At 70.3% G+C, this 23622-nt stretch carries 22 protein-coding genes; 7 read left to right on the top strand and 15 right to left on the bottom strand.

All coding sequences use genetic code 11. The features are described 5' to 3' along the window. Nucleotides 1-15: 15 nt before the first annotated feature. Nucleotides 16-921 (bottom strand): DMT family transporter, encoded by a 906-nt coding sequence (locus tag ACWH43_RS00475; protein ID WP_158447057.1) that lies wholly within the window; start codon nucleotides 919-921, stop codon nucleotides 16-18. On the opposite strand from ACWH43_RS00475, the gene ACWH43_RS00480 reads away from it, so the two are divergent. The 3 genes from ACWH43_RS00480 (at nucleotide 920) to obgE (ending at nucleotide 3199) form a co-directional block, all read left to right on the top strand. Continuing rightward, nucleotides 920-1099 (top strand): hypothetical protein, encoded by a 180-nt coding sequence (locus ACWH43_RS00480; RefSeq protein WP_158447058.1) that lies wholly within the window; start codon nucleotides 920-922, stop codon nucleotides 1097-1099. The two genes, ACWH43_RS00475 and ACWH43_RS00480, sit on opposite strands and share 2 nt — an antisense overlap. Next, nucleotides 1099-1965, top strand: coding sequence for a LysR family transcriptional regulator (locus ACWH43_RS00485; RefSeq protein WP_158448152.1), 867 nt, complete (start codon nucleotides 1099-1101; stop codon nucleotides 1963-1965). The genes ACWH43_RS00480 and ACWH43_RS00485 overlap by 1 nt, the downstream gene beginning before the upstream one ends. Before the next feature lie 190 nt (nucleotides 1966-2155). Then, on the top strand, nucleotides 2156-3199 hold the full coding sequence (gene obgE, locus ACWH43_RS00490) for a GTPase ObgE (protein WP_158443469.1): 1044 nt from the start codon (nucleotides 2156-2158) through the stop codon (nucleotides 3197-3199). Between the two features lie 43 nt (nucleotides 3200-3242). Here the strand turns inward: obgE and ACWH43_RS00495 are convergent, their stop codons facing one another. Then, on the bottom strand, nucleotides 3243-4379 hold the full coding sequence (locus ACWH43_RS00495) for a DSD1 family PLP-dependent enzyme (protein ID WP_158443470.1): 1137 nt from the start codon (nucleotides 4377-4379) through the stop codon (nucleotides 3243-3245). Nucleotides 4380-4529: 150 nt separating this feature from the next. On the opposite strand from ACWH43_RS00495, the gene ACWH43_RS00500 reads away from it, so the two are divergent. Continuing rightward, nucleotides 4530-6350: an ABC transporter ATP-binding protein gene (locus ACWH43_RS00500; RefSeq protein ID WP_158443471.1), complete on the top strand. Its 1821-nt coding sequence runs from the start codon at nucleotides 4530-4532 to the stop codon at nucleotides 6348-6350. 1 nt (nucleotide 6351) lies between these two features. On the opposite strand, the gene ACWH43_RS00505 is transcribed toward ACWH43_RS00500, so the two are convergent. The 11 genes from ACWH43_RS00505 to ACWH43_RS00555 form a co-directional block, all read right to left on the bottom strand. Then, nucleotides 6352-6873, bottom strand: a complete 522-nt coding sequence (locus ACWH43_RS00505) for a hypothetical protein (protein ID WP_158443472.1) — start codon at nucleotides 6871-6873, stop codon at nucleotides 6352-6354. Between the two features lie 11 nt (nucleotides 6874-6884). Beyond that, nucleotides 6885-7814: a nucleoside hydrolase gene (locus tag ACWH43_RS00510; RefSeq protein WP_158443473.1), complete on the bottom strand. Its 930-nt coding sequence runs from the start codon at nucleotides 7812-7814 to the stop codon at nucleotides 6885-6887. A gap of 1 nt (nucleotide 7815) precedes the next feature. Then, nucleotides 7816-8580 carry an ATP-binding cassette domain-containing protein gene (locus ACWH43_RS00515; protein WP_158443474.1) on the bottom strand — a complete coding sequence of 255 codons (765 nt, stop codon included), beginning with the start codon at nucleotides 8578-8580 and terminating at the stop codon, nucleotides 7816-7818. Nucleotides 8581-8614: 34 nt separating this feature from the next. Next, the gene (locus ACWH43_RS00520) at nucleotides 8615-9541 is read right to left on the bottom strand and encodes a sugar ABC transporter substrate-binding protein (RefSeq protein ID WP_260348245.1); all 927 of its coding nucleotides are present in this window, start codon (nucleotides 9539-9541) and stop codon (nucleotides 8615-8617) included. 62 nt (nucleotides 9542-9603) lie between these two features. Beyond that, on the bottom strand, nucleotides 9604-10560 hold the full coding sequence (locus tag ACWH43_RS00525) for an ABC transporter permease (RefSeq protein WP_260348244.1): 957 nt from the start codon (nucleotides 10558-10560) through the stop codon (nucleotides 9604-9606). Nucleotides 10561-10565: 5 nt separating this feature from the next. Beyond that, entirely contained in the window at nucleotides 10566-11387 is an 822-nt protein-coding gene (locus tag ACWH43_RS00530; protein WP_260348243.1) for an SDR family NAD(P)-dependent oxidoreductase, read from the bottom strand. 11 nt (nucleotides 11388-11398) lie between these two features. Continuing rightward, nucleotides 11399-12913, bottom strand: coding sequence for a xylulokinase (locus ACWH43_RS00535; RefSeq protein ID WP_158443477.1), 1515 nt, complete (start codon nucleotides 12911-12913; stop codon nucleotides 11399-11401). Between the two features lie 161 nt (nucleotides 12914-13074). Next, nucleotides 13075-14097, bottom strand: coding sequence for a Gfo/Idh/MocA family protein (locus ACWH43_RS00540; protein WP_158443478.1), 1023 nt, complete (start codon nucleotides 14095-14097; stop codon nucleotides 13075-13077). 155 nt (nucleotides 14098-14252) lie between these two features. Further along, nucleotides 14253-15272, bottom strand: a complete 1020-nt coding sequence (locus ACWH43_RS00545) for a Gfo/Idh/MocA family protein (protein WP_158443479.1) — start codon at nucleotides 15270-15272, stop codon at nucleotides 14253-14255. A 12-nt stretch (nucleotides 15273-15284) separates the two neighbouring features. Continuing rightward, nucleotides 15285-16466, bottom strand: a complete 1182-nt coding sequence (locus tag ACWH43_RS00550) for an ABC transporter substrate-binding protein (RefSeq protein ID WP_158443480.1) — start codon at nucleotides 16464-16466, stop codon at nucleotides 15285-15287. Between the two features lie 143 nt (nucleotides 16467-16609). Continuing rightward, nucleotides 16610-17794, bottom strand: coding sequence for an ROK family protein (locus ACWH43_RS00555; RefSeq protein ID WP_158443481.1), 1185 nt, complete (start codon nucleotides 17792-17794; stop codon nucleotides 16610-16612). A gap of 132 nt (nucleotides 17795-17926) precedes the next feature. Between ACWH43_RS00555 and ACWH43_RS00560 the strand changes: the two genes are divergently transcribed. The 3 genes from ACWH43_RS00560 to ACWH43_RS00570 are packed head-to-tail and all read left to right on the top strand — an operon-like array spanning nucleotide 17927 to nucleotide 20942. Next, the gene (locus ACWH43_RS00560) at nucleotides 17927-18673 is read left to right on the top strand and encodes a glucosamine-6-phosphate deaminase (protein ID WP_158443482.1); all 747 of its coding nucleotides are present in this window, start codon (nucleotides 17927-17929) and stop codon (nucleotides 18671-18673) included. Between the two features lie 2 nt (nucleotides 18674-18675). After that, on the top strand, nucleotides 18676-19710 hold the full coding sequence (locus tag ACWH43_RS00565) for an amidohydrolase family protein (RefSeq protein WP_158443483.1): 1035 nt from the start codon (nucleotides 18676-18678) through the stop codon (nucleotides 19708-19710). A 35-nt stretch (nucleotides 19711-19745) separates the two neighbouring features. Continuing rightward, nucleotides 19746-20942 (top strand): ABC transporter substrate-binding protein, encoded by a 1197-nt coding sequence (locus tag ACWH43_RS00570; RefSeq protein WP_158443486.1) that lies wholly within the window; start codon nucleotides 19746-19748, stop codon nucleotides 20940-20942. A gap of 161 nt (nucleotides 20943-21103) precedes the next feature. On the opposite strand, the gene ACWH43_RS00575 is transcribed toward ACWH43_RS00570, so the two are convergent. Continuing rightward, complete coding sequence (locus ACWH43_RS00575) at nucleotides 21104-22765, bottom strand: ABC transporter ATP-binding protein (protein WP_158448153.1); 1662 nt, start codon at nucleotides 22763-22765, stop codon at nucleotides 21104-21106. Further along, a complete protein-coding gene (locus tag ACWH43_RS00580) occupies nucleotides 22762-23580 on the bottom strand; it encodes an ABC transporter permease (protein WP_158446679.1) in 819 nt (272 codons plus the stop codon). Before ACWH43_RS00580 ends, ACWH43_RS00575 begins: the two co-directional genes overlap by 4 nt. Nucleotides 23581-23622: the final 42 nt, after the last annotated feature.

Raw genomic sequence — 23622 nt, forward strand, 5'->3', positions numbered from 1 at the left:
CCGGGCGCCGGCCTTTCAGCCGCGCCGCACCATCAGCACCGCCGCCAGGATGGCGACGCCGCCGAAGGTCTGCAGCGGCGTCGGCTGTTCGCCGAAGATCGCCCAGGCGGCGAGCACGCTGACCAAAGCCGGCCAGACCATGACCAGCGAGGCGGCTCCGGCGCCGTAGCTGCCGAGCGCGAGCGTGATCAGGCCCTGGCCGAGCGCGTGCGAGACGAGGCCGAGACCGATCACCGCGAGCCAGCCCTGCAAGCTCGCCGGCAGGATCTGCTCGCGCAGGGCCAGCGCGGCGAGCAGGCAGAAGGCGGCGCAGACGAGGCTGGAGATCAGGCTGACCAGACCGGCATCGGCATGGTGGCGCGCCCGGCCGACGGCGAGGATATAGGCGGCGTAGGACATCGCCGCGCCGAAGGCGAGGGAATCGCCGAACAGATTGCCGGATGCGGCGGGGTTGCCGGTGAATTTCGGCAGCACCAGCAGGAGCGCGCCGGCGATCGCCAGCATCAGCGCGCCGAGAATGCGGCGAGACGGCCTGTCGCCGAGGAACAGCCAGCCGCCGAGAACGACGCCGACCGGGGCGAGATTGCCGAGCAGCGAGGCGTTGGCGATCGTGGTGTAGCCGAGCGAGCCGTTATAGAGCGCGACATCGACGCCGAAGGCCAGCCCGGCCAGCGCGATCGCGCCGAAGGCGCCGCCGCGCAGCGGCTTCCGGCGGGAGGGCCCGCGCCGCTCGAACGCGGTCCAGGCGAACAGGACGGGCATGGCGAAGACCATCCGCCAGAAGCCGGCGGCGGCCGGGCCGACATCGCCGAGGCGCACGAAGATGCCGGAGAAGCCGATGAAGGTCGCGCCCGCGAGCAGCGCGGCGAACATGGCGAAGGCCGGCGAGGCCGGGCGGACGGGAATGGCGGGAGCGGACATGGTCGACAGCTTCTGCGCCGGCGGCCTGACCCGGAGAGCTTCCTTCGCCCTCCCGCATCGGCCGGCCTGCCGCTTCCGCGCTGCTATAGAGCGCTTTCTGGCATTGGAAAAACGGATTATATTGATTCAGCCATTCTTAAAATCGATGGACGATCTGCGTCTCGCGGAGGCTCCCTGATGAACGGTCATTTCGACCTCGCCGCGCTCGGCATGCTGGTCGCGGTCGCCGAGGCCGGCGGCTTCACCGCGGCGAGCGCGCGGCTCGGCCGCACGCAATCGGCGATCTCGGTGCGCATCCAGGAGCTGGAGCGCCAGCTCGGCCACAAGCTGCTGGAGCGCTCGCGGCGCGGCGTCACGCCGACCGATGCCGGCGAGCGCCTGATCGCCCATGCCAGGCGCCTGCTCGCGGTCGAGCGCGAGGCGCTGGCCGATCTCGGCGGCGCGACCCCGTCCGGGCGGCTGCGCATCGGCGTTCCCGACGACTATATGGACGCCTATCTCAGGCCGCTGATCGCGCGCTTCGCGGTGGAGCATCCCAAGGTCGAGCTCGAGGTGCATTGCGACCTGTCGCGATGGATCGAGCCGGCGCTCAAGGCGGGCGAGCTCGATCTCGCCGTGGTGTCGCAGGATCCGAGCCGGCCGGTGGGCGAGGTGCTGCGGCGCGAGCCGATGATCTGGGTGGCGGCGCGCGGGCATCGGCCGGAATTGCAGGAGACGCTGCCGCTCGCCCTGTTCTCCGAGGGCTGCCGGGCGCGCGCGCGCATCCTCGCGGCGCTCAACGGCGCCGGCAAGCCCTATCGGCTGGTGTTCTCCTGCTCGCACACCTCCGGCGTGCTCTCGGCGGTGGAGGGCGGTTTCTGCGTCACGGCGATCACCGAGAGCGCGGTGCCGCCCTCGCTGCGCCGCCTCGGCGCGGCGGAGGGGCTGCCGCCGCTGTTCGAGCTCACCGTCGGCCTGCTGATGGCGCCGCGGCCGGGGCTGGCGGCGCAGCGCTTCGCGGATGCCCTGCGCGAGGAGATGAGCGCTTTCCGCGCGGCGGCGTGACGTGACGCATTGCCCGGCAGCCTGCATGGGCCTAAAGCCTAAGGAACCCTATTCCCCTCTGGCGTCATCCCGGGCGTAGCGTGGCGGAGACCCGGGATCCATGCCGGAACGGTTCAGGCCTGGATCCCGGATCGGCGCCGCTGACGCGGCTTGTCCGGGATGACGGCGGAATTTTTGAAGACTGACAGGCATGAAATTCCTCGACCAGGCCAAGATCTATGTGAAGGCGGGTGACGGCGGCGCCGGCTGCGTCTCCTTCCGCCGCGAAAAATTCATCGAGTTCGGCGGCCCCAATGGCGGCGATGGCGGGCGCGGCGGCGACATCGTCGTCGAATGCGTGCAGGGGCTGAACACGCTGATCGACTATCGCTACCGGCAGCATTTCAAGGCCAGGACCGGCGAGCACGGCATGGGCAAGGACCGCCACGGCGCCAATTCGCCGGCGGTGGTGCTGAAGGTGCCGCCGGGCACCGAGATCCTCGACGAGGACGGTGAGACCAGGATCGCCGACCTGACCGAGCCGGGCCAGCGCTTCGTGCTGTGCAAGGGCGGCAATGGCGGCTTCGGCAACGCCTATTTCAAGACCTCGACCAACCAGGCGCCGCGCCACGCCAATCCCGGCCTGCCGGGCGAGGAGCGCTGGGTCTGGCTCAGGCTCAAGCTGATCGCCGATGCGGGGCTGGTCGGCTTGCCCAATGCCGGCAAGTCGACCTTCCTGGCGACGGTGACGGCGGCCAAGCCCAAGATCGCGGACTATCCCTTCACGACCCTGCATCCAGGTCTCGGCGTCGTGCGCGTCGACGGGCACGAGATGGTGCTGGCGGATATTCCGGGGCTGATCGAGGGCGCGCATGAGGGCCACGGCCTCGGCGACCGCTTCCTCGGCCATATCGAGCGCTGCCGCGTGCTGCTGCATCTGGTCGAGGGCACCAGCGAGCATGCGGGCAAGGCCTACAAGACCGTGCGCGAGGAGCTGGAGGCCTATGGCGAAGGCCTGGCGGAGAAGCCCGAGATCGTGGCGCTCTCCAAGGCCGATGCGCTGACGCCGGAACTGCTGAAGGAGCAGGTGGCGCGCCTGAAGCGGGCGGCGAAGCGCATGCCGATCATCCTCTCGGCCGCCTCGGGCGAGGGCGTCGACGCCGCGCTCAGGGCGCTCTTCGCCGTGGTCGAGCAGGCGCGCCGCGAGGAAGAGGCGGAGACGGCGCCGGCCGCGGAAGAGGGCTGGCGGCCCTGAGCCTTCGCCGGTCCGCGGCCCCGAAACCCGGGAGCGGCCGCGCTCAGGTCACGGCGCCGCGCGCCGCGACCGGCCAGACCGCCTCGACATGGGCGTCCGGGCCGTGCAGGCCGCGCACGCAGACATACCAGTCGTGCAGGTTCACGGTCGGGTCGCAATGGCCCGGGATCAGCAGCACGCGGTCGCCGCGATGCGGCAGGGCGATCGGGTCGCCGGTCAGGATGCCGTGCTCGTCGGAGGGCTTGGTGTAGATCGCGCCCTCGCGCTGGAACGGCACCGGCATGCCGGAATCGACCGCCGCGCTCTTGTGCCCCGCGTCGAGGATGGCGCGGTCCGGCACCGGCTTGCTCATCACGCCGGCGAGGATGAAGAGCGCGTGCTCGAAGCTGCGGAAGGGCGAGCCGTCGGCCTGGCGGTTGCGGGCATAATCGGCATCCATGAAGATGTAGGAGCCGCACTGCAATTCGTTCCAGATGCCCGACTGCGTCTCGAGCTCGTAGGTGCCGGTGCCGGCGCCGCTGATGATCGGGCATTCGAGGCCGGCCTGGGCGAGGCGCTCGGCGGTGTTGCGCGCGGCGAGGCCGGCGCGCTCGATCGCCTCGCTGCGCTCGTCGATCGAGCGCATGTGCTGGGCGGCGCCGTGATAGGCCTGGAGCCCGGCGAAGCGCAGCGTGTTCGAGCGCGCGACCGCCTCGGCCACGCGCACCGCCGCTTCGCCCGGCGCGACACCGCAACGGCGCCCGCCGACATCGATCTCGACCATGACGTCGAGCACCACGTCGTGGCGGGCGGCGGCCTCGGCCGCGTCGCGCACGCCGTCGGGATGGTCGACGCAGAGGCCGATCCGTGCGGTGCGGGCGAGGATGGCGAGGCGGTCGAGCTTGGCGGGGCTGGCGATCTCGTTGGTCACCAGCACGTCGCCGACGCCGCCGGCGACGAGGATTTCCGCCTCCGAAACCTTCTGGCAGCACTGCCCGACGGCGCCATGGGCGATCTGACGCAGCGCGATCTCCGGGCTCTTATGCGTCTTGGCGTGGGGGCGCAGGCGGATGCCGCGCGCTTCGCTGAAAGCCGCCATGGCGACGAGGTTGCGCTCGAAGGCGTCCAGATCCAGCACCAGGGCAGGGGTGTCGATTTCGGCAAAGCTCTGGCCCGGCTGCGCCGGCGGGGTGGAAGGCATGGAGTCTCCTGAGTCGTTGCGCCCATGGGATGACAGCTTCGTGTCGGGAGCAAGACCCTGTGGGCGAGTGGCGAGTAGCGAATGGCGAATGGCGAATGGGTGGCGCGAAGCCACTCGCCACTCGCCATTCGCCATGTTACGTCGCCGCCCATGAAGATCGGCCGCGTCACCGACGACACCCTCGCGCTCTTCGCCCGCGTCTGGCGCGAGCAGATCAGCCGCTACCTGCCGCAGATGGCGATGATCCTGGCGCTGGTCGTGGTCATCGCGGCGACGACGAGCTTCTATCCGCTCTTGATCAAGGCGGCCTTCGACGCCTTCGCCGACCCGCTGACGGCCGAATCGACCGGCTTCGTGCGGCGCATGGAACGGCTGGTCTCGAAATCGATCAACTACGATATCGGCGTCATCAACGCGGTCGCGACCGTGGTGGTCATCGTCACCGCCATCAAGGGCTTCTCGCTGCTGGCGCAGACGGTGATGACCAACACCGTTGTCAGCCGGATCGAGGCCGACATGCAGACCGAGCTCTACGGCCACCTGATCGACGCCGACCTCGCCCAGCTCCAGAAGGAAAATCCGGCCTCCCTCACCCAGCGCTTCACCACCGACTTCACCTTCGTGAAGGAGGCGCTGACGCGCATCGTCAACATCGCCATCCGCGACGTGGTGACGGCGATCGCGCTGATCGGCGCTCTGTTCTGGATCGACTGGCAGATGACGCTGGTCGTGCTGCTGATCGCGCCGGTGATCGCCCATCCGATCGGGCGGATCGGCAAGAAGCTCCGGCGCATGGCCAATTCCCAGCAGGAGCAGACGGGCATCATGGCGAGCCTCGTCACCGAGAGCCTGCAGGGCGCGCGCGTCGCCAAGACCGATTCGCTCGAGCCCTACCTCAAGCAGCGGGCGGCCAGCGCCTTCGAGACGATCCGGGCGCTGAAGATGAAATCCGCCAATGCACGCGGCCGGCTCGACCCGCTGCTGGAAGTGGGCGGCGGCATCGCCGTCGCGGGGGTTCTCGCCGCGATCGGCGTGCGCATCACCTCGGGCGCCTCCACGGTCGGCGATTTCACCGGCTATGTCTCGGCGCTGCTGCTCGCCGCCCAACCGCTGCGCTCGCTCGGCAATCTCAACGCCATCGTGCAGGAGGCCGGCGCCTCGCTGAAGCGCTACTACGCGCTGCTCGACGAGAAGCCGCTGATCGTCGACCGGCCCGGCGCGAAGACGCTCGCCGTCGCTTCCGGCGAGATCGCCTTCCGGCATCTGCGCTTCCGCTATCGCGAGGACCAGCGCGCGCTGGAAGGCGTCGACCTCGTGGCGCAGGGCGGCAGGACGACGGCGCTGGTCGGCCGCTCGGGCTCGGGCAAGTCGACTTTGCTCGCGCTGGTGCCGCGGCTCTACGATCCGAGCGAGGGGCGCATCGAGATCGACGGGCAGGATCTGCGCGAGGTTTCGCTCGCGAGCCTGCGCCACCAGATCGGCGTGGTCAGCCAGGATGTCGTGCTGTTCGACGACACGGTGCGCGCCAATATCGCCTTCGGCCGGGCGGGCGCCAGCGAGAGCGAGATCGTCGCGGCGGCGCAGGCGGCGGCGGCGCATGACTTCATCATGGCGATGCCGGGCGGCTACGGCGCCTCGGTCGGCGAGCGCGGCCACAAGCTCTCGGGCGGCGAGCGCCAGCGCATCGCGATCGCCCGCGCGATCCTGAAGGATGCGCCGATCCTGCTGCTCGACGAGGCGACGAGCGCGCTCGACACCGAATCGGAGCGCCTGGTGCAGCAGGCGCTGGCGACGCTGATGAAGGGCCGCACCACGCTGGTCATCGCGCACCGGCTCTCGACCATCCGCGAGGCCGACCTGATCGTGGTGATGGACGAGGGCAAGATCGTCGAGACCGGCAGCCATGAGGATCTGCTGGCGCGCGACGGCGCCTATGCGCGGCTGCACCGGATGCAGTTCGTCGAGAGCTGAGCTACCGGCAGAAATCGGCGCAGCCGGCTTCCCAGAATGCTTTGCCGGATTCAAGAAGGGGAACCGAAGGCCGCGGCTTGCGGCCGGGCAGGCCGGCGGGCACCGGCTTCACCAGCTCCCACCAGCCATGGGCGCATTGCGAGCGGAAGGCCATCTGGTCGGAGATCGAGGTGCCTTCCTGCTCCAGCACGACATCGAGCGCGGCGCAGGCCTCGCGCAAATGCGCGTCATGGGCGTCGCTCGGATCGTTGGCATAGTCGTGGAAGGCCGCGGTGAAGGCCTCCATCTCGCGGGCGATATGCGGCCAGTCGCTGCGGGCGAGGTTCCAGGCCTCCATCCATTCGCGCACCACGGTCTCGATCGCCTCGGCCCGGGGCCGGTCCTTGACCTTGCGGGCGGTGGTCAGCATGTGGCGCATCAGTTCGGCGCGGGCATGGGCGTGGCGGGCGCGCAGCGCCGCCTCCCGCATCTGCGCGATGGCCTCGGTCGCCTCCTGCTGCAAGGCTTCGACGAAATGCGGCATGGGGCGGTTCCTCAGGGCAAGGTGGCGAGGCGTTCGATCATCCGCTCGAACAGCTCATGGGCCTTCACGGTCGCGACGACATGGGCGTTGGGCGCGCGCTTCAGCCGGCCGTTCCAGTCGATGGTGGTGCGGCCGCGCAGGGGACCGTCGCCGGTCTCGACCGCGACGAAGCAGTCGCGCCCCTCGAACAGCGCGGGCCAGAGCAGGTAAGCGATCACGCAAGGGTCGTGCATCGGGTGGCCGTCGCTGCCGAGCCCGCCGGGGCGCGGGCGCGTCAGCATGCCGTGGACGGCTTTTCCGGCCGCGTTGCCGAGACGGCCGATGCGGGCGATCTGGTCGTGGCTGGCGATGGCCTGCAGCGTGACGCCGAGGCCGAACATCACGATCGGCCGGCCGCAGCCGAAGACGACCGCCGCCGCATGCGGGTCGACATAGGCGTTGAACTCGGCCGCCGGGGTGATGTTGCCGAGCCCGACGGCGCCGCCCATCAGCACGATGCGCCCGACCTTGGGCAGGATGTCGGGGGCGAGCCGGAAGGCGAGCGCGAGATTGGTCAGCGGTCCGAGCGGGCAGAGCGTGATGCCGTCATCGGGCGCGGCGCGGCAGAGGTCCACGATTGCCTGCACGGCGTGGCCGGGTGCGGCTTCGCTCGCCGGGGCGGGAAGATCCGCGCCCGCGAGGCCATCCGGGCCGCAGACGAATTCCGCCGTTTCGAGCGCGACGACGAGCGGCCGTTCCGCGCCGCGGAAGACGGGGATGTCGCCGCGCCCGCCGAGGTCGCGGATGCGCAGGGCGTTGGTCGTCGTTTGCGCGACGGGCACGTTGCCGGCGACGGTGGTGATCGCCTTCAGCTCAAGGCGGTCGGCGCTGGCGAAGGCGAGGAGCAGCGCGACGGCGTCGTCCTGCCCCGGATCGGTGTCGATGACGATGGCCTCGCGCATGTCAGGCGGCCTTGGCGTTGCCGGCCATGATCATATGGGCGATGTCGTCGGGCTGGAGGTCGCCGAGCGGCCGGTCGACATATTTGCGGCCCGCGCCCATGATGACGACGCGGTCGGCCAGCGCCACCACGTCGCGCATGTTGTGGCTGATCAGGATGACGGTGCGCCCGTTCGCCTTGAGCTTGCGGATGAGGTCGAGGACCAGGGCGCTTTCCTTGACGCCGAGCGCCGCCGTCGGCTCGTCCATGATGATGATCTCGGCGTTCCAGCGCAGTGCGCGGGAGATCGCCACCGCCTGGCGCTGGCCGCCGGAGAGCCGCTCGACCGGCCGGGTCATGTCGGTGACGGCGGCGGAAAGCTGCGACAGGTAGCGCCGCGATTCCGCGATCATCCGCTTCTTGTCGAGCACGCGCAGGAAGGGCAGCAGCATCGGCTTCGTCAGCTCCGAGCCCATGAAGACGTTCTGGGCGATGGAGAGGCGGGGCGCGAGCGCGAGGTCCTGGTAGATGGTGGCGACGCCATGCTCCAGCGCGTCATGGGGCGAGCCGAACACCACCGGCTCGCCGCGCATGCGGATGGTGCCGCTCGTCGCCTCCTCGGCGCCGGAGATCACCTTGATCAGGCTCGACTTGCCGGCGCCGTTGTCGCCGCAGAGCGCCACCACCTCGCCGGGGAAGATGTCGAGATCGACCTCGCGCACGGCGACGACGGCGCCGTAGCTCTTGCCGATGCCGCGCAGCGAGAGGAGGGGGGTGGGAGAGGTCATCGTCGCTTCGCGCCTCGCAATGACGGCGGCGCCGTCACTTCTTCAAAAACTGCTGGACGTTGTTCTTGTCGACCAGCACGGCGTCCAGGAAGAGATAGGGGCCGCTCGCGACGCTCTCCTTCGGCTGCTTGTCGACGACGATGGCCTGGATCGCGTCGACCGCCTTTTTGCCCATCTCCTCGAAGGGGATCGAGACCGTCGCCATGAAGGTCGAGGCCGGATCGGCGATGCGTTCGTAGCTCTCCTGCCCGCCATCGACCGAGACGAGCGGGATCTCGCCCTTCTTCACCCCTTGCGCCTGCAGCAGGTCGTCGATGATGTAGGCCTGCCCGTCGAAGGAGGCCCAGATGCCGTTGACCTTGCCCTGGTTCTGCAGGAGCAGCGCCTGCATGCCGGAGCGGACGTCGTCGCGCCAGCTCTGGGTGCGGCCCATCGAGAACTTGCCGAGCTCCTTCACCGCCTGGTTCTCGGAGAGCACGGCGTCGAGGATCTTGCCGCGGATGCGCGAGGCGACGTTGAGGTCGAAGCGCGAGGTCAAGATGTTGCCCCGATAGCCGAGCTGGCCGAGCAGGTAGAGCGCCGCATCGGCGCCGATCTTGTACTCGTTCGACTGGATGTCGAAGAGCGCATGCGGGCTCGAGCCCGACTGCACGGTGATGACCGGGATCTTCGCGTCCCTGGCCGCCTTGAACTGGGCGTCGGCCTCGACCGGCTTGCCCATGGCGATGACGATGGCGTCGACCTTCTTGGCGATCAGCGCGTCGAACTGCTCGGCATGCTTGGGCAGCGCGCCTTCCGAGTTCAGCAGGGTGACGTTCCAGCCCCTGGCCTTGGCGGCGGCCGCCGCGGCGTTGGCGACGCGGGCATGCGTCTCCGACGAGAACTGGAAGCCGATGATGCCGAGCTCGAAGGCGCCGGCGGACTGGCCGAGCGCCAGCAGCGCCGCGGCGGCAACCAGCATTTTCCGCAAACCGAACATGTGAACTCCCCTTCTTTCGTTTCTGCGACCGTGATGTCCGGGCATCAGACCTTGAACGCCACCTTGCGGATCGCGCTGGCCGAGAAGGCGACCGAGCCGATCATGATCGCGCCGAGCATGATGTCCTGAACGTAATAGGCGGCGCCGAGCAGGACCAAGCCGTTGCCGAGCACCTTCAAGACCAGCGCCGCGAAGACCGTGCCCGGCACATTGGGCTTGCCGGGCTCGAACATGGTCATGCCGAGCAGGACGGCTGCGATGGCATAGAGCAGGTAGTCGCCCGCCATGTTCGGCGCCGCCGAGGACAGGTTGGCGGCGAGCAGCACCGCCATGATGCCGGCGAAGAGGCCGGCGAGGAGCAGGCCGATGCGCTTCATCCGCGCCGTGGCGATCCCGGCGAGGCGAGCCGCCTCGTCGGCCTCGCCGGTCGCGACCATATGGGCGCCGGTGCGGGTCCATTTGACCAGCCCCCAGGCGAAGAGCGTCGCCCCGGCGAGCCAGAGCACCAGATTGGGGATGCCGAAGGTGACGCCGCGCGCCAGCCCGGTGAAGGAGACCGGCCAGCGCCCGGTGAAGGCGACGCCCTGGGTGATCATGAAGGCGCAGCCGCGCGCGATGGCGCCGGTGCTCAGCGTCATGATCAGCGAGGGAATGCGAAGCTTCGTGATGCCGAGGCCGTTGAGCGTGCCGAAGACGACGCCGACGGCCAGCGCCGCCGCGACCGCCGCGGCCGGCGGATACTGGAGCTTGATCAGCCAGCCGCAGACCACCGCGGCAAGGCTCGCGACCTCGGCGACGGAGAGGTCGAGTTCCGCCACGATGAAGGCGAGGGTGAAGCCGAGCGCGAGGATGGCGAGGAAGCTCGTATCCTTCAGCACATTGACGATGTTGGTCGCGGTGGCGAAGTTCGGCGCGAAGATCAGGAAGAACGCGATCAGCGCCAGCCCGGCGATCGCCGTGCCGTAGCGGCCGATCAATTCGCGCAGGTCGAGACCCCCCATGCGGCTCAGGTCCCTTTCGCGATGGTCGAGATCGGCGACAGGATCTCGATGCCGCCGGTGATCGGGATCAGCGCGCCGGTGACGAAGGCGGCGCCCTCCGAAAGCAGGAATGCGATCACGTTGGCGACATCCTCCGGCCGTCCCAGCCGCCCCAGCGGCGTGCGTTGCGCCGCGCCCTCGACCAGCGCGTCGAACTGCCGAGCGAATCCATGGCGCACCATTGGCGTATCGATGATGCCGGGCGCAACCGCATTCACGCGGATGCCATGCGGGCCGAGCTGTTGGGCCATGCCGTAGGTGAGGGTCGCGACGCCGCCCTTGGCCGCGCCATAGGCGAGATTGGCGCCGCCATTGCTGTGGGCGATCGAGGAGATGTGGACGATCGCGCCGCCCTCGCCCTGGGCGATCATCTGCCGGGCGGCGGCTTTCGAGAGGCGGAAGACGGCCGAGAGGTTGAGGTCGACCAGCCTGTCCCATTCCTCGTCCTCCATCTCGACCAGCGGGACGGGGCGGGAGGCGCCGGCGCCGCTGACGAGATGGTCGAGGCGGCCATGGGCCTCGACGGCGCGGGCGACGAGGGTGTGCGCGAAGCCGGGCTCGCGCAGGTCGCCGGCAAGCGTCACGCATGCGCCGCCGGCGGCGGCGACCCCGGCGGCCACGGCATCGAGGCCGGGCTGGTCGAGCCCGGACAGCACGAGGCGGTGGCCGGCGCGCGCCAGGATCGCCGCGAGCGCGCCGACGATGCCGCCGGACGCGCCGGTGAGCAGCGTCACGGGCGCTTTCGGGGCGGGTGTGCCCGCGGAGGGGCTGAGCGGGGCGGCGGCCATGGCAGGGTCCATTAAGGCATCGGCCGGGCAGCGGCGAGGCCCGGCAGCGGGCCGGGGTCCTGCGCCAGCGCGGCGAGAGCGGCGGAGATCGGCGCGAGCGCCTGCTCGCTGCGCCGGAAGAGCGCGTAGAGCGCGTCATAGGCGGGCTTCCGGGCCGGATCGGGCGCGTAGCGCCGGTCCGTGCCGGCCAGCGCCTCCTGCGCGGCGGCGAGGGAGGGGAAATGCCCGAGCCCGGTCCAGGCGATGATCGCCGCGCCGAGCAGGCCGGCCTCGCGGGCCTTGCCGACGACGACGGGGCGGCCGCAGAGATCGGCCTTGATCTGCGCCCAGACCGGATTGGCCGCGGCGCCGCCGCCGAAACGGATCTCGCCCACGCTCCGGCCGAGCGCCGCTTCGGCCCGCTCCAGCACGATGCGGTTGAGGCAGGCGACGCCCTCGAGCACCGCATAGGCGAGGTCGGTCGGGCCGTGCCGGCGGTTGAGGCCGATGAAGGCGCCGCGCAGGTCCGGGTTCCAGTAGGGCACACGCTCGCCCTGCAGATAGGGCAGGAAGATCAGCGGCTGCGGATCGCGCGAGCCCGCGAGCAGTTCCTCGATGCGCGCGCCGACGGGACCGGAGCCGCCGAGCAGGCCGGCGAGCCAGGCGGCGGTGTCGGCGCCGTTCTGGCTCGGCCCGCCGAGATGCCAGAGCCCGCCCCAGTCGACCGTGATCAGGCCCTCGGCCTCGACCTCCTCCGGGCCTAGAACGCCCAGCACCTCGGTGGTCCCGGAGATGTTGTAGGCATAGCCTGCCCGCAGCGCGCCGAGGCCGGCGGCGGCGGCCCAGCTATCGTTGCCGCCGCAGAACACGGGTATGCCGGCGAGCGCGTCGAACGGGGCCGGCAGGCCCGCGCGCACCGGGTCGACGCGATCGCAGGCGGCGAGCAGCGTCGGGATCACGGCGGCGGACAGGCCGAGCGTCGCGAGCGGGGAGGCCGCGCCCGGCCGCGCGCAGGCGACGAGCCGGGCCATCGAGACCGGGTCGCTCGCCTGCCGGCCGGTCAGCCGGTCGTTCAGATAGTCCTTGGGCTCGAGCACGCGGGCGAGCGCGCGGAAGCGCTCGGGCTCGGCCTCGGCGAGCCAGGCGAGGCGGGCCAGCGGGTGGAAGGCGTTGATGCGGCCGGCCTCGGGGTGATCGCCCAGCTTCCCGCGCAGGCGCGCGGCGGCCTCGCCCGCGCGGGCGTCCTTCCAGGTCAGGGCCGGGCGCAGCGCCCGGCCGTCATGGCCGATGAAGATCTGGGTGCGCGTCACGCCGCAGATCGCGATGCCTTCGATCCGGGCGAAGAGGGCGGGGGCCTCGCGGGCGAGGCGGCCCGCCGCTTCGAGCAGCAGCGCCCACCAGGCCTCCGCCGCGACTTCGGAGCGATCGAGATGGTCGTCCAGCGCCGGGCCGGAGACGGCCTGCTCGGCGCGGGTCTCGCCGTGCCGGTCGATCAGCGCCGCGCGAAAGCTGCTGCCGCCGAGATCGCAGGCGAGGACGACGCTCATCGGGACCATGGGGATTGCAGGACGCTCGTCATTCCGGCCAAGCCGCAAAGCGACACCGATCCGGAATCCATCATAGGGCGCAGCGCGTTGCGATGGATTCCGGGCCGAGCCGGGAATGACGGCGGTTCATCACCCGCAACACACCCCAAATCGCGGCGAAGTCAAGGACGCGATGGCGCGTTTGCCTGCGCCGCCTTCAGAATGGCGTCGACGAGCTCCTGCGAGGCCAGGGCTTCCTCGCCGGTGACGACGGGGTCGCGGCGCTGTTCGATCGCATCGAGGAAGTCGGCGATGACGGCGCGGTGGGCGTCGTGCGGGAAGTCCATGATGTTGGCGCCGCTGCCGGTCGAGCCCTCGGCCTCGACGATCTCCTCGCGCCCGTCGAGGAAGGCGAGCCGCAGCCGCCCGCCGATCAGGGAGGCGTAGCCCTTCGTGCCGGTGATCTCGATGCGCTCGGGATAGCCGGGATAGGCGGCGGTGGTGGCGATCAGGGTCGCGGGCGCGCCATGGCCGGTCTCGAGCAGGGCGGAGACGTAGTCCTCCGTCTCCATCCGGTGCAGCGCCGTGGTCCGGGCCTGCGCGGCGACCACCTTGGAGACGCCGACCAGCGCGCGGAACAGGTCGAGCGAATGGATCGCCTGCGTCAGCAGCACGCCGCCGCCGTCGCGGGCAAGCGTGCCGCGGCCGGGCTCGTCGTAATAGCTCTGCGGGCGCCACCAGGGCACGTTGAGGAAGGCCGCTTCGATGCTGCCGAGCTCGCCGGAATCGAGCGCCGCCTTGAGGCGCAGGCTCGCCGGGCGGAAACGGTGCTGCAGCACGACGCCGAAGGTCCTGCCGGCGCGGCGGGCCGTGTCGACGAGGCGCCGGCCGCGCGCGCTGGTCAGTTCCAGAGGCTTCTCGACCAGGACATGCTTGCCGGCTTCGAGGCAGAGCGCCGAGACGTCGAGATGGCTCGAGGGCGGCGTCAGGACGATGGCGGCGTCGACAGCGGGGTCGGCCAGAACGGTGCCGAGATCGGTCGTGGTCGGAAACGGGAACTGCGCGGCGAAGGTTTTCGCGCGGTCCGGGGTGCGGCTCACCGCCCAGCGGATTTCGGCGCGGTCCGCGAGGTCGAGAAGGCTCTTGGAATGCGGCAGCGAGGCGGGGCCGAGGCCGATCACGGCGATGCCGAGCTTGCGTGTCATGTCAGGCGCTTCCCAATTGTGGCTCGATCGGTTTCCACCGCGGTCATCCGGGACGAGCCGCGCCAGCGGCGCCGATCCGGGACCCATGCCGGAGCGTTTCCGGCGGGGGCAGGCATGGGTCCCGGGCTCCCCTCGGTCGCCCGGGACGAGCGGGTTCAGCCTGGCTGCGGCCGCGCCGGCAGCCAGGCCGCCTTCGCCTGGGCTTCCAGCGCGAGGCGGCAGACGGTGAAGGCGTGGCGCTGGCTCATGGCGGTTTCGCCGCGGGCGCCGATATCCGCGATCAGGTCGCGGAAGTAGGTCAGCGGCTCCTGCGAGGCGTCGATATGGCGGGTGCCGGCCCTGTCGACGAGGAAGACGTGGTCGGTGCCGGGACGGCCGGCGACGTCGACATATTTGCGCAATTCGATCGTGCCTTCGGTGCCGAGGATGGCGAGGCGCCCGTCGCCCCAGGTCGGCAGGCCGTCGGCGGTGAACCAGTCGACGCGGATATAGCCGCCGGCCCGGTCGCTGCGCAGCAGGACCTCGCCGAAATCCTCGAAATCGGGGAAATCCGGATCGCCGAAATGGCCGACGCCCGAGGCGACGATTCCGGCGTCGTCCGAGCCGGTGAAGTGCAGGAACTGGTCGATCTGGTGCGAGGCGATGTCGGTCAGGATGCCGCCGTAATGGCGCTTGTCGAAGAACCAGCCCGGCCGGATCGCGCGGTTGAAGCGGTGCGGTCCGAGTCCGATCGTCTGGACGACGCGGCCGATCGCGCCATCCGCAATCAGTTTGCCGGCTATGATGGTCGAGGGAACGATGAAGCGTTCGGAAAAGCACACGGAAAAGATGCGGCCGGTTTCGGCAACCGCCCGCTCCACCGCCGCGAGCTGGTCGAAATCGGTGACGCCGGGCTTGTCGACCATCACGTCCTTGCCCGCCCGCATCGCGCGGATGGCGATGGCGGCGCGCTCCGAGGGGATGGCGGCGCAGAGGACGAGGTCGATCGAGGGATCCTCGATCAGCCGCTCCGCGCTGCGTTCCGGCAGGGCCGGAAAGCGCTCGCGGAAGCCTGCGAGCACCCGCTCGTCGCTGGTCGCGGGGTCGAAGCCGACGCATTGCGCGCCGGCTTCGAGGAGACCGCCGACCATGTGGTAGACATGGCGATGGTCGAGGCCGATGGCCGCGAAACGCATGCTGGACAGCCCTTATTGCGGCGCGCCGTGGCCGGCGCCGATCTCCTGGTCCCAGCGGCGGAAGGCGGCGACGAGGCGTTCGGGCGTCAATGGCGGCCGGGTTGGCAGGCTCTCGATCAGCTTGTCGTATTCGGGGCGGCCGAATTCGGCGAGCACGTCGCGGCTCTCCTGCGGCGCCTGGGCCAGGGTCACGCCCTTCACCGCCGGGCCGGGATAGAAATAGCCCTTGTCGAAGGTGTAGGCCTGGGCTTCCGGCTTCAGCATGTAGGACATCAGGGCCAGCAGGGCCGGCATCTTCTCGGCCGGGACGCCCTTGGGGACGCACATGAACTGCGTGTCCGGGATCCAGTGGGTGTTGTCGAGGACGAAGACCTTGGCCTCCTTCGGCACGATGCCGAGCGCGCGCGGATTGATATCCCAGCCCAGCGTCGAGACGATGACGTCGCGCGTGCCCTCGCCGAGCTCCTTCATCGTTCCGGTCGTGCCACCGGGGTAATAGTCGATGCCGGTGCCGAGCTCCTTGAGATAGGCCCAGCTCTTGTCCCAGCCCTTCATCGGGTCGCCCGGGTCGGAATCGCCGAGGATGTAGGGCAGGCCCATCAGCCAGGTCCAGCCGGGTCCGGAATTGACAGGCCGGGCATAGGTGAAGCGGTTGGGATTCTGCTTCACATAGGCGAGCAGTTCCGCGGCCGTCTTCGGTACGGTCTTGAGGCGATCGGGCATGTATTCGAACAGCGGGCCGGAGGGCGAGTAGACCACCGCGACCCCCTCGTTCTGGCCGAAGTTGCGCTGCATCATCAGCGCCTGCTCGTGATAGACCTCTTCCTGCTTCGGCAGGCTCGCGGCATGCGATTTCCAGACATCGACCCAGAGGCCCTGCTGGATGCCGTCCGACATCGCGCCGGGGCCGGTCAGGACCAGGTCGATGTCGACGCGGTTGGCCGCCTGCTGCGCCTTGAGCTTGCCGGGCAGTTCCGGAGAAGGCGCGCGCGAAAAATTCAGCCGCGAGACGAGCTTCGGGTTCTCCTTGGCGAAACGCTCGATCGCCGCCTGGGTGAGCTGCAGATTGCCGGCGACGTCGATGATGTTGAGCGCGACGGGGCCGGCGGCCCCCTGCGCGAAGGCTGCCCCCGTCTTCAGGGCGGCGAGGCCGGCGGCGCCGGCCATGAGGGCGCGTCGTGTCGGATGGGTCATGATCTCTCCCTGGGTTCGCGGCTCTCTTCCGGCGCCGTCAGGGGCGCCGTCGGCCTTTCCTGGGATACTAGTGCACCACTTTCACGGATGCCAAGCGCTATCGACGGCATGGCCGCTGCCCGCTTTCGGGCGTCCGGCGGGCGTCAGCCCCGGGCGAGCAGGAGCGCTTCGGCGGCGCGGCCGAGCAGCGGGGCGGCGGCGCCGTGGATCTCGTAGAGCTGGCCGGCATCGACGCTGACGAGGTCCGGGACCGAAAACCCGTCCATGGTGCCCTCGGCGCGGAACAGCGCGTTGAAATGCGCCCAGAGCTGCGGGTTGGCGGCGAAGGGGCCGCTCACCGCGATGCGGGCCGGAAACAGCAGGCGGCAGGCATTGGCCAGCGCCCGGGCCAGGGAGCGGCAGGCGATGTCGATCTCCGGCAGGGCGACGAGGTCGAGCGGGGCGAGCTGCCGCGCCAGCCGCTTCTCGTCCTCGTCGAGAGCGGGCCAGTGGCGGCGCAGGGCGGGCAGCAGGGCCCAGAGCGCCGCCCCGGTCTCGAGGCAGCCGGTGTTGCCGCAGCCGCATTGCCGGCCGCCGAGCGCGGCGAGCCGCCAGTGGCCGAGCTCGCCGAAGGAGCCGGCCGGCGCGAAGGGCCTGCCGTCCTGCGCATAGGCCAGGCCGATGCCCCAGCCCCAGTGCAGCAGCAGGGTGCCGCCGCTGAACGGCTCCGGCTCGCGCGCGGCGCGGGCGCGCAGTTCGGCGTCGAGATTGCGGCAGATCTCGACCGGGCCGGCGATCGGCGCCAGCACCGCCGCGATATCGAGCCCGCGCATCCGCGGCCACCGCGACGCCAGCAGCCACTGGCCGCGGCGCAGGTCGATCAGGCCGGAGAGGGAGACGGCGGTGCCGGCATGGCTCATGCCGGCCGGCATCGCGTCGAGCAGGCTCCGGGCGAGGTCGGCCATGGCCTCGGCGATGGCCGCGTTTCCGGCCTGCGCCTCGACCAGCCTGCGCCGCTCCGCCACGATCTGCCCGTTGAGGTCGACCAGGGCGCCGGAGAGCGACCGGCTCGCGACATGGATCACGGAAGCGCCGATCCGCCGGGTATGGGCCAGCAGGATCGCCGCGGGCCGGCCGCGCCCGGCGGTCTCGCCGGTGGTCTCGATGACGAGGCGGCTGGCGACCAGATCGGCGACGACGCGGGAGGTGCTGGTCGAGCGCAGCCCGAGCAGGCGGCTGAGCTCGCCGCGCGAATGCGCCCGGCCGGCGAGGATCAGCCCATAGGCGCGGGCCCGGTCGCGCTGATGCGCCGATGCGAAGCGCGTCTCGTCGAGCGCGACCAGGCTCATCGGCTCTTCCCGGCGCGGCCCGATCTTTCGGAACGGTTTCGTTCAAAATTAATCATTGCGTTTCCGGGAGACCTTGGTGAAGCTCGGTTCCAGAATATCGGAAAATTCCCAGCGTAAAAGGTTCAAAAATCCATGATCGAGATGCATGTCGCCGCCGATAAGGACGTTCTCGGCCGCCAGGCCGCGGCGCTGGGCGCCGAGGCGATCCGGGCGGCGATCGCCCGCGACGGCGCGGCCTCGATCATCGTCGCCACGGGGGCGAGCCAGTTCGAGATGCTGACGCATCTGGTCGCGGCCGAGGGCATCGACTGGTCGAAGGTCACGGCCTTCCATCTCGACGAATATGTCGGCCTGCCCGAGACGCATCCGGCGAGCTTCCGGCGCTATCTGCGCGAGCGCTTCCTGGCGCCGCTGAAGGATGCGCCGCGCTTCGTGCCGGTCGACGGCGAGGGCGACGCGCAGGCGAATGTGGCGAAGCTCAACGGACTGCTCGCCGGCCGGCGCATCGCGGTCTGCTTCGCCGGCATCGGCGAGAACTGCCACCTCGCCTTCAACGATCCGCCGGCCGATTTCGAGACCGAGGACCCCTATATCGTGGTGACGCTGGACGAGGCCTGCCGGCGCCAGCAGCTCGGCGAGGGCTGGTTCCCGGACTTCGAGTCCGTGCCGCGGCAGGCGATCTCGATGAGCATCCGCCAGATCATGAAGAGCGAGCTGATCGTGCTGTCGGTCTCCGATGCCCGCAAGGCGCAGGCGACGCAGGCGGCGCTGGAGGGGCCGGTGAGCAACCTCGCTCCGGCCTCGATCCTGCAGAACCATCCGCGCACGGTGCTCTTCATCGATCCGCCGGCCGCCTCGCTGCTGACGCGGAAGGGCTGAGGATGCGCACCGCCGGCCTCGTCGATCTCCAGGTCAACGGCTTCGCCGGGGTCGATTTCAATTCCGCCGCGATCACCGCGGCGGAGCTCGACCGGGCTTTGGAGGCGATGCTGGCGACCGGCGTCGTCACCTGCCTGCCGACCGTCATCACCGCCCATCCGCACGAGCTGCAGGCGCGCCTCGCGGCGCTCGACGCGGCGGTGTCGCAGAGCCGGCTCGGGCCGCTGATGTGCCCGGGCTACCATCTCGAAGGGCCGTTCCTGAACCCGGCCGGCGGCTATGCCGGCTGCCATCCGCCCGGGGCGATGACGCCGGCCGATGCGGAGCTGGTCGCGCGGCTGGAGACAGGCCTGCGGCGCCCGATCCTGATGGTGACGCTGGCCCCGGAGATGGCCGGCGGGATCGCGGCCACGGCGGCGCTGGCGGCGCGGGGCAAGGTCGTCGCGATCGGCCATGCCGCGGCGGAGTTCGATATCGTTGCGGCGGCGGCCGATGCGGGGGCCACGCTCTCGACCCATCTCGGCAACGGCCTGCCGCAGCAGATGCACAAGCTGGTCAATCCGCTCTTCGCGCAGCTCGCCGAGGACCGCCTGATGGCCGGCTTCATCGCCGACGGCATCCATATCCACCCCAAGGCGCTGAAGAGCCTGATCCGGGCCAAGGGCCTGGCGCGCTCGATCCTGGTCACCGACGCGGTGGTCGCGGCCGGCGCCGCGCCCGGACGCTACAGCTTCGCCGGCATGCCGGTCGATCTCGCCGCCGACGGCTCGGTGCGCCAGCCCGGCGGCGTCTCGCTCGCCGGCTCGGCGCTCAGGCTCGACGAGGCCGTGCGCAACGTCGTCGCCTGGGGCATCGCCACGCCGGAGGAGGCGGTCGCCATGGCCTCGACCCATGCGCTCGCGGCGATCGCCGGCGCGCTGGAGACGGCCGGCATCGTCCTGCCGGAAAGCGCGATCGACTGGTCGCCGGAATTGCGGGTCGCGCGCCTGCGTGTCGGCGACGTCACCCGCGACTTCGCCGCCACCGCGGCAGCCTGAAGACGTCACTATCAAAGCAAGAGAGGGGAATGACCATGACGCAGTTCAAGACGGGAATCGACCGCCGCGCGGTGCTCGGCGGCCTCGGCGCGCTGGCGACCGGCGCGGGCGGCGCCTTCGCCGCGGCTCCGGCGCTGCCTTCGGCGCCGGTGGCGATCAGCATCATCGATGTCGGCGGGGCGCTGGCGCTGATGCAGCAGGCCTTCGACGACTACCGCACCGCCAACCCGAAGCGCGCCTCGCGCATCACCTATGTGAAGGCGCCGGCGCCGGAGCTGGCCAGCAAGATCAAGGCGCAGCAGGATGCCGGCCGCTCCGATCTCGACCTCGTTCTGACCGGCAGCGACGGCCTCGCCGCCGGGCTCGAGCAGAATCTCTGGCTGAAGATCTTCCCCGATTTCGCCGAGGTCTTCCCCGGCATCGAGGAGAATTACGAGCCGGCGGCGCTCAACCTGCACAAGGCGCAGGGCGCGGGCTTCGGCGTGGTGGTGAACTACTATCCCTCCGGCCCGCTGCTCGAATACATGCCCGATCGCGTCAAACAGGTGCCGACCACGGCTGAGGAGCTGCTGGCCTGGGCCAAGGCCAACCCCAACAAGTTCATGTATGCGCGCCCGACCAATTCCGGCCCCGGCCGCACCTTCATGATGGGCCTGCCCTATCTCCTCGGCGACAAGGATCCGCAGGACCCGGTCGGCGGCTGGGACAAGACCTGGGCCTATCTGCAGGAGCTCGGCCAGTACATCGAGTATTACCCGGCCGGCACCGGCGCGACGATGAAGGAGTTCGGCGACGGCTCGCGCGACATCATCATCTCGACCACGGGCTGGGACATCAATCCGCGCGCGCTCGGCATCGTGCCGAAGGAAGCCAAGATCCAGACACTGAAGGGCTTCCACTGGGTCTCGGACGCCTTCTTCATGTGCGTCCCGAAGGGGCTGCCGAACGACCGGCTCGCCGTGGTGCTCGACATCATGAAGCATGTGCTGCAGCCGAAGATGCAGGCCTATTCCTACGACGAGGGCTATCTCTATCCCGGCCCGGCGGTGAAGAACGTGCCGCTCTCGCTGGCGCCGCAGCGCAGCCAGGAGGTCATCGCCGAGTTCGGCCGGCCGGAATATGCCGACCTCATCGCCAACAACCCGATCGAGCTGCCGCTGAAGCCCGACAGGATGGTCGTCGCCTTCCGCAAATGGGACGAGCTGGTCGGCTCCAAGCAGCGCAAGGGCTGACCCTCCGCTCCTGCTGCCGGCGGTGATCCGGCGCAACACCATATGGTCATCCCGGGTTCGACCCGGGATCCATGCCGGAATCCTTCCGGCAACGGCTCAGGCATGGATCCCGGCTCTCCGCTTCGTCCGGGATGACGCGCGATTCCGCGGAGCGCGGCGGTTCACGCCGGCGCCGTCGCCTCGCCCTCGCCGAGCCGCCAGAACAGCCTGACGCCGCCGTCGCCGGTGGCTTCGAGTCCTGGGACGGCGGAGAGGAGCTTCCTGGTGTAGGGGTGGCGGGGGGCGTCGAAGATGGCGTCGCGGGGGCCTTCCTCAACGATGCGGCCGTCCTGCATGACGACGACGCGGTCGGCGACCTGCTCGACGACGCCGAGATCGTGGCTGATGAACAGGCAGGAGAAGCCGTGCTTCTTCTGGAGTTCGTCGAAGAGGGCGAGCACCTGGGCGCGCACGGTGACGTCGAGCGCGGAGACCGGCTCGTCGGCGATGACGAAGCTCGGCCGGCGGACGATGGCGCGGGCGATGGCGACGCGCTGGCGCTGGCCGCCGGAGAGCTCGTGCGGAAAGCGCTCGGCGAAGCCGTCGCTCAAGCCGACCTCGGCCAGCACCTCGGCGATGCGGGCCTGCCTGGCGGAGGCGTCCATATCCTCGACCAGCCTGAGCGGCTCGCCGACGAGCTGGCGGATCGTCATGCGCGGGTCGAGCGAGGAATAGGGGTCCTGGAAGACCATCTGGCAGTTGAGCCGGTAGTCCCAATAGGCCGTGTCGCTCTTCGCGATCGGCTTGCCGTTGAACAGGATCTCGCCGCCGGCAGGCTTCACCAGCCCGGCGATGGACTGGCCGAGCGTGGTCTTGCCCGAGCCCGAGCCGCCGACCACCGCGACGACCTCGCCCGGCTGCACGGCGATGCTGATGCCGTGCAGCGCGCGCTTCGGCGCGCTCCTGCGGAAGAAGCCCTGCCGGCCGGGATAGTCGACGACGAGGTCGCGCACGGCGACGATCGGGGTCTCGCCCTGCGGCAGGAAGCGGGCGGGCAGGCGCTGCGGCATCGCCGCCAGCAGCTTGCGGGTATAGGGGTGCCGCGGCCGGGCGAGGATGTCCTCGGCCGTGCCCTGCTCGACCACCTCGCCCCGGCACATCACGACGATGCGGCTGCAATAGCGCGCCACCATGCCGAGATCGTGCGAGATCAGCAGCACGGCGGTGTCGTTGGCCTGGGTCAGCTCGACCATCAGCTCCATCACGTCGCGCTGGACCACGGCGTCGAGCGCGGTGGTCGGCTCGTCGGCGAGAAGCAAAGCGGGCTTCAGCAGCATCACCGAGGCCAGCATGATGCGCTGGCGCATGCCGCCGGAGAACTGGTGCGGATAGGCGTCGAGCGCGCCCTCGGGATCGCGGATGCCGACGCGCTCCAGCATGTCGAGGATCAGCGCCCGGCGGGCGGGGGCGTCGAGCCCGCGGTGCAGCGCCAGCCCCTCGTCGAGCTGGCGGCCGATCAGCATCGAGGGGTTGAGCGAGGTCATCGGCTCCTGGAAGACCATGCCGACCTTGGCGCCGCGCATGGCGCGCAGCTCCTTGCCCGACATCGCCATCACGTCGCGGCCCTCGAAGCGGATGCTCCCCCCGGCGAGCCGGACCGCCGGCGGGACGAAGCCCATCACGGCCCTTGCCGCGAGCGTCTTGCCCGAGCCGGATTCGCCGACGATGCCGACGATCTCGCCCGGGAAGACCTGGAAGGAGACGTCGTCGACCACGCGGCGGCCGGCGGTGCCGATCGTCAGGGTGAGATGGGCGACGTCGAGGAGAGGGGCCGTGGTGGTCATCGTGCGCCCCTCATCCGCGGGTCGAGCTTGTCGCGCAGCGCGTCGCCGAGCAGGTTGATGCCGAGCAGGGTCAGCGAGATGCACAGGCCGGGGAAGATGCCGAGCCAGGCGGCCTGGTCGATATAGGGCCGAGAGCCCGCCAGCATGTTGCCCCAGGTCGGGGCCGGCGGCGGCACGCCCAGGCCCAGGAAGGAGAGCGCGCTCTCGGCCAGCAGCACATAGCCGAACATCGAGGTGGCGAGCACGGTCAGCGGGGCGATGCAGTTCGGCAGGATGTGGCGGAGCATGGTGAAGCCCTCGCCATTGCCCATGACGCGCGAGGCGGCGATGAACTCGCGCTCGCGCAGCGACAGCACCGTGCCGCGCACGACGCGGGCGACCGAGGGCGTGTAGGCGATGCCGAGCGCGACGATGATGCCGTATTTGTTGGCGCCGAGCACGGCGAGCAGGCCGAGCGCCAGCAGGATGCCGGGGAAGGCGAGCAGCGCGTCGTTGAAGGCCATGATGACGCGGTCGGCCCAGCCGCGCAGATAGCCGGAGACGAGGCCGATCGCGGTGCCCATCACCACGGCGAGCGTCACGGTCAGGATGCTGATCCAGACCGAGGTCGCCGCGCCCGCCATCAGGCGCGAGAGCACATCGCGGCCGAATTCGTCGGTGCCGAGCCAGTGCAGCGCGGAGGGCGCCGCGAGCTTTTCGCGGAAGGAGAGCTTGAGCGGATCGTAGGGCGTCCACAGCGCCCCGGTGCCGGCGGCGGCGAGCAGGATGGCGATCAGCGTGCCGCCGACCAGCGCGTTGGGGGCAGGCAGCTTCATGCGGCGGTCCCTCTTCATGGCGCCGCCGGCGCTCACGGTGCT

It is taken from the genome of Allobosea minatitlanensis, from assembly GCF_964020775.1.

What these genes read in the sequence shown, in the direction of transcription:
- ACWH43_RS00480 (WP_158447058.1), top strand. Translation starts at nt 920, where the DNA reads ATGGTCGACAGCTTCTGCGCCGGCGGCCTGACCCGGAGAGCTTCCTTC.
- ACWH43_RS00475 (WP_158447057.1), bottom strand. Translation starts at nt 921, where the DNA reads ATGTCCGCTCCCGCCATTCCCGTCCGCCCGGCCTCGCCGGCCTTCGCC.
- ACWH43_RS00485 (WP_158448152.1), top strand. Translation starts at nt 1,099, where the DNA reads ATGAACGGTCATTTCGACCTCGCCGCGCTCGGCATGCTGGTCGCGGTC.
- obgE (WP_158443469.1), top strand. Translation starts at nt 2,156, where the DNA reads ATGAAATTCCTCGACCAGGCCAAGATCTATGTGAAGGCGGGTGACGGC.
- ACWH43_RS00495 (WP_158443470.1), bottom strand. Translation starts at nt 4,379, where the DNA reads ATGCCTTCCACCCCGCCGGCGCAGCCGGGCCAGAGCTTTGCCGAAATC.
- ACWH43_RS00500 (WP_158443471.1), top strand. Translation starts at nt 4,530, where the DNA reads ATGAAGATCGGCCGCGTCACCGACGACACCCTCGCGCTCTTCGCCCGC.
- ACWH43_RS00505 (WP_158443472.1), bottom strand. Translation starts at nt 6,873, where the DNA reads ATGCCGCATTTCGTCGAAGCCTTGCAGCAGGAGGCGACCGAGGCCATC.
- ACWH43_RS00510 (WP_158443473.1), bottom strand. Translation starts at nt 7,814, where the DNA reads ATGCGCGAGGCCATCGTCATCGACACCGATCCGGGGCAGGACGACGCC.
- ACWH43_RS00515 (WP_158443474.1), bottom strand. Translation starts at nt 8,580, where the DNA reads ATGACCTCTCCCACCCCCCTCCTCTCGCTGCGCGGCATCGGCAAGAGC.
- ACWH43_RS00520 (WP_260348245.1), bottom strand. Translation starts at nt 9,541, where the DNA reads ATGCTGGTTGCCGCCGCGGCGCTGCTGGCGCTCGGCCAGTCCGCCGGC.
- ACWH43_RS00525 (WP_260348244.1), bottom strand. Translation starts at nt 10,560, where the DNA reads ATGGGGGGTCTCGACCTGCGCGAATTGATCGGCCGCTACGGCACGGCG.
- ACWH43_RS00530 (WP_260348243.1), bottom strand. Translation starts at nt 11,387, where the DNA reads ATGGCCGCCGCCCCGCTCAGCCCCTCCGCGGGCACACCCGCCCCGAAA.
- ACWH43_RS00535 (WP_158443477.1), bottom strand. Translation starts at nt 12,913, where the DNA reads ATGAGCGTCGTCCTCGCCTGCGATCTCGGCGGCAGCAGCTTTCGCGCG.
- ACWH43_RS00540 (WP_158443478.1), bottom strand. Translation starts at nt 14,097, where the DNA reads ATGACACGCAAGCTCGGCATCGCCGTGATCGGCCTCGGCCCCGCCTCG.
- ACWH43_RS00545 (WP_158443479.1), bottom strand. Translation starts at nt 15,272, where the DNA reads ATGCGTTTCGCGGCCATCGGCCTCGACCATCGCCATGTCTACCACATG.
- ACWH43_RS00550 (WP_158443480.1), bottom strand. Translation starts at nt 16,466, where the DNA reads ATGACCCATCCGACACGACGCGCCCTCATGGCCGGCGCCGCCGGCCTC.
- ACWH43_RS00555 (WP_158443481.1), bottom strand. Translation starts at nt 17,794, where the DNA reads ATGAGCCTGGTCGCGCTCGACGAGACGCGCTTCGCATCGGCGCATCAG.
- ACWH43_RS00560 (WP_158443482.1), top strand. Translation starts at nt 17,927, where the DNA reads ATGATCGAGATGCATGTCGCCGCCGATAAGGACGTTCTCGGCCGCCAG.
- ACWH43_RS00565 (WP_158443483.1), top strand. Translation starts at nt 18,676, where the DNA reads ATGCGCACCGCCGGCCTCGTCGATCTCCAGGTCAACGGCTTCGCCGGG.
- ACWH43_RS00570 (WP_158443486.1), top strand. Translation starts at nt 19,746, where the DNA reads ATGACGCAGTTCAAGACGGGAATCGACCGCCGCGCGGTGCTCGGCGGC.
- ACWH43_RS00575 (WP_158448153.1), bottom strand. Translation starts at nt 22,765, where the DNA reads ATGACCACCACGGCCCCTCTCCTCGACGTCGCCCATCTCACCCTGACG.
- ACWH43_RS00580 (WP_158446679.1), bottom strand. Translation starts at nt 23,580, where the DNA reads ATGAAGCTGCCTGCCCCCAACGCGCTGGTCGGCGGCACGCTGATCGCC.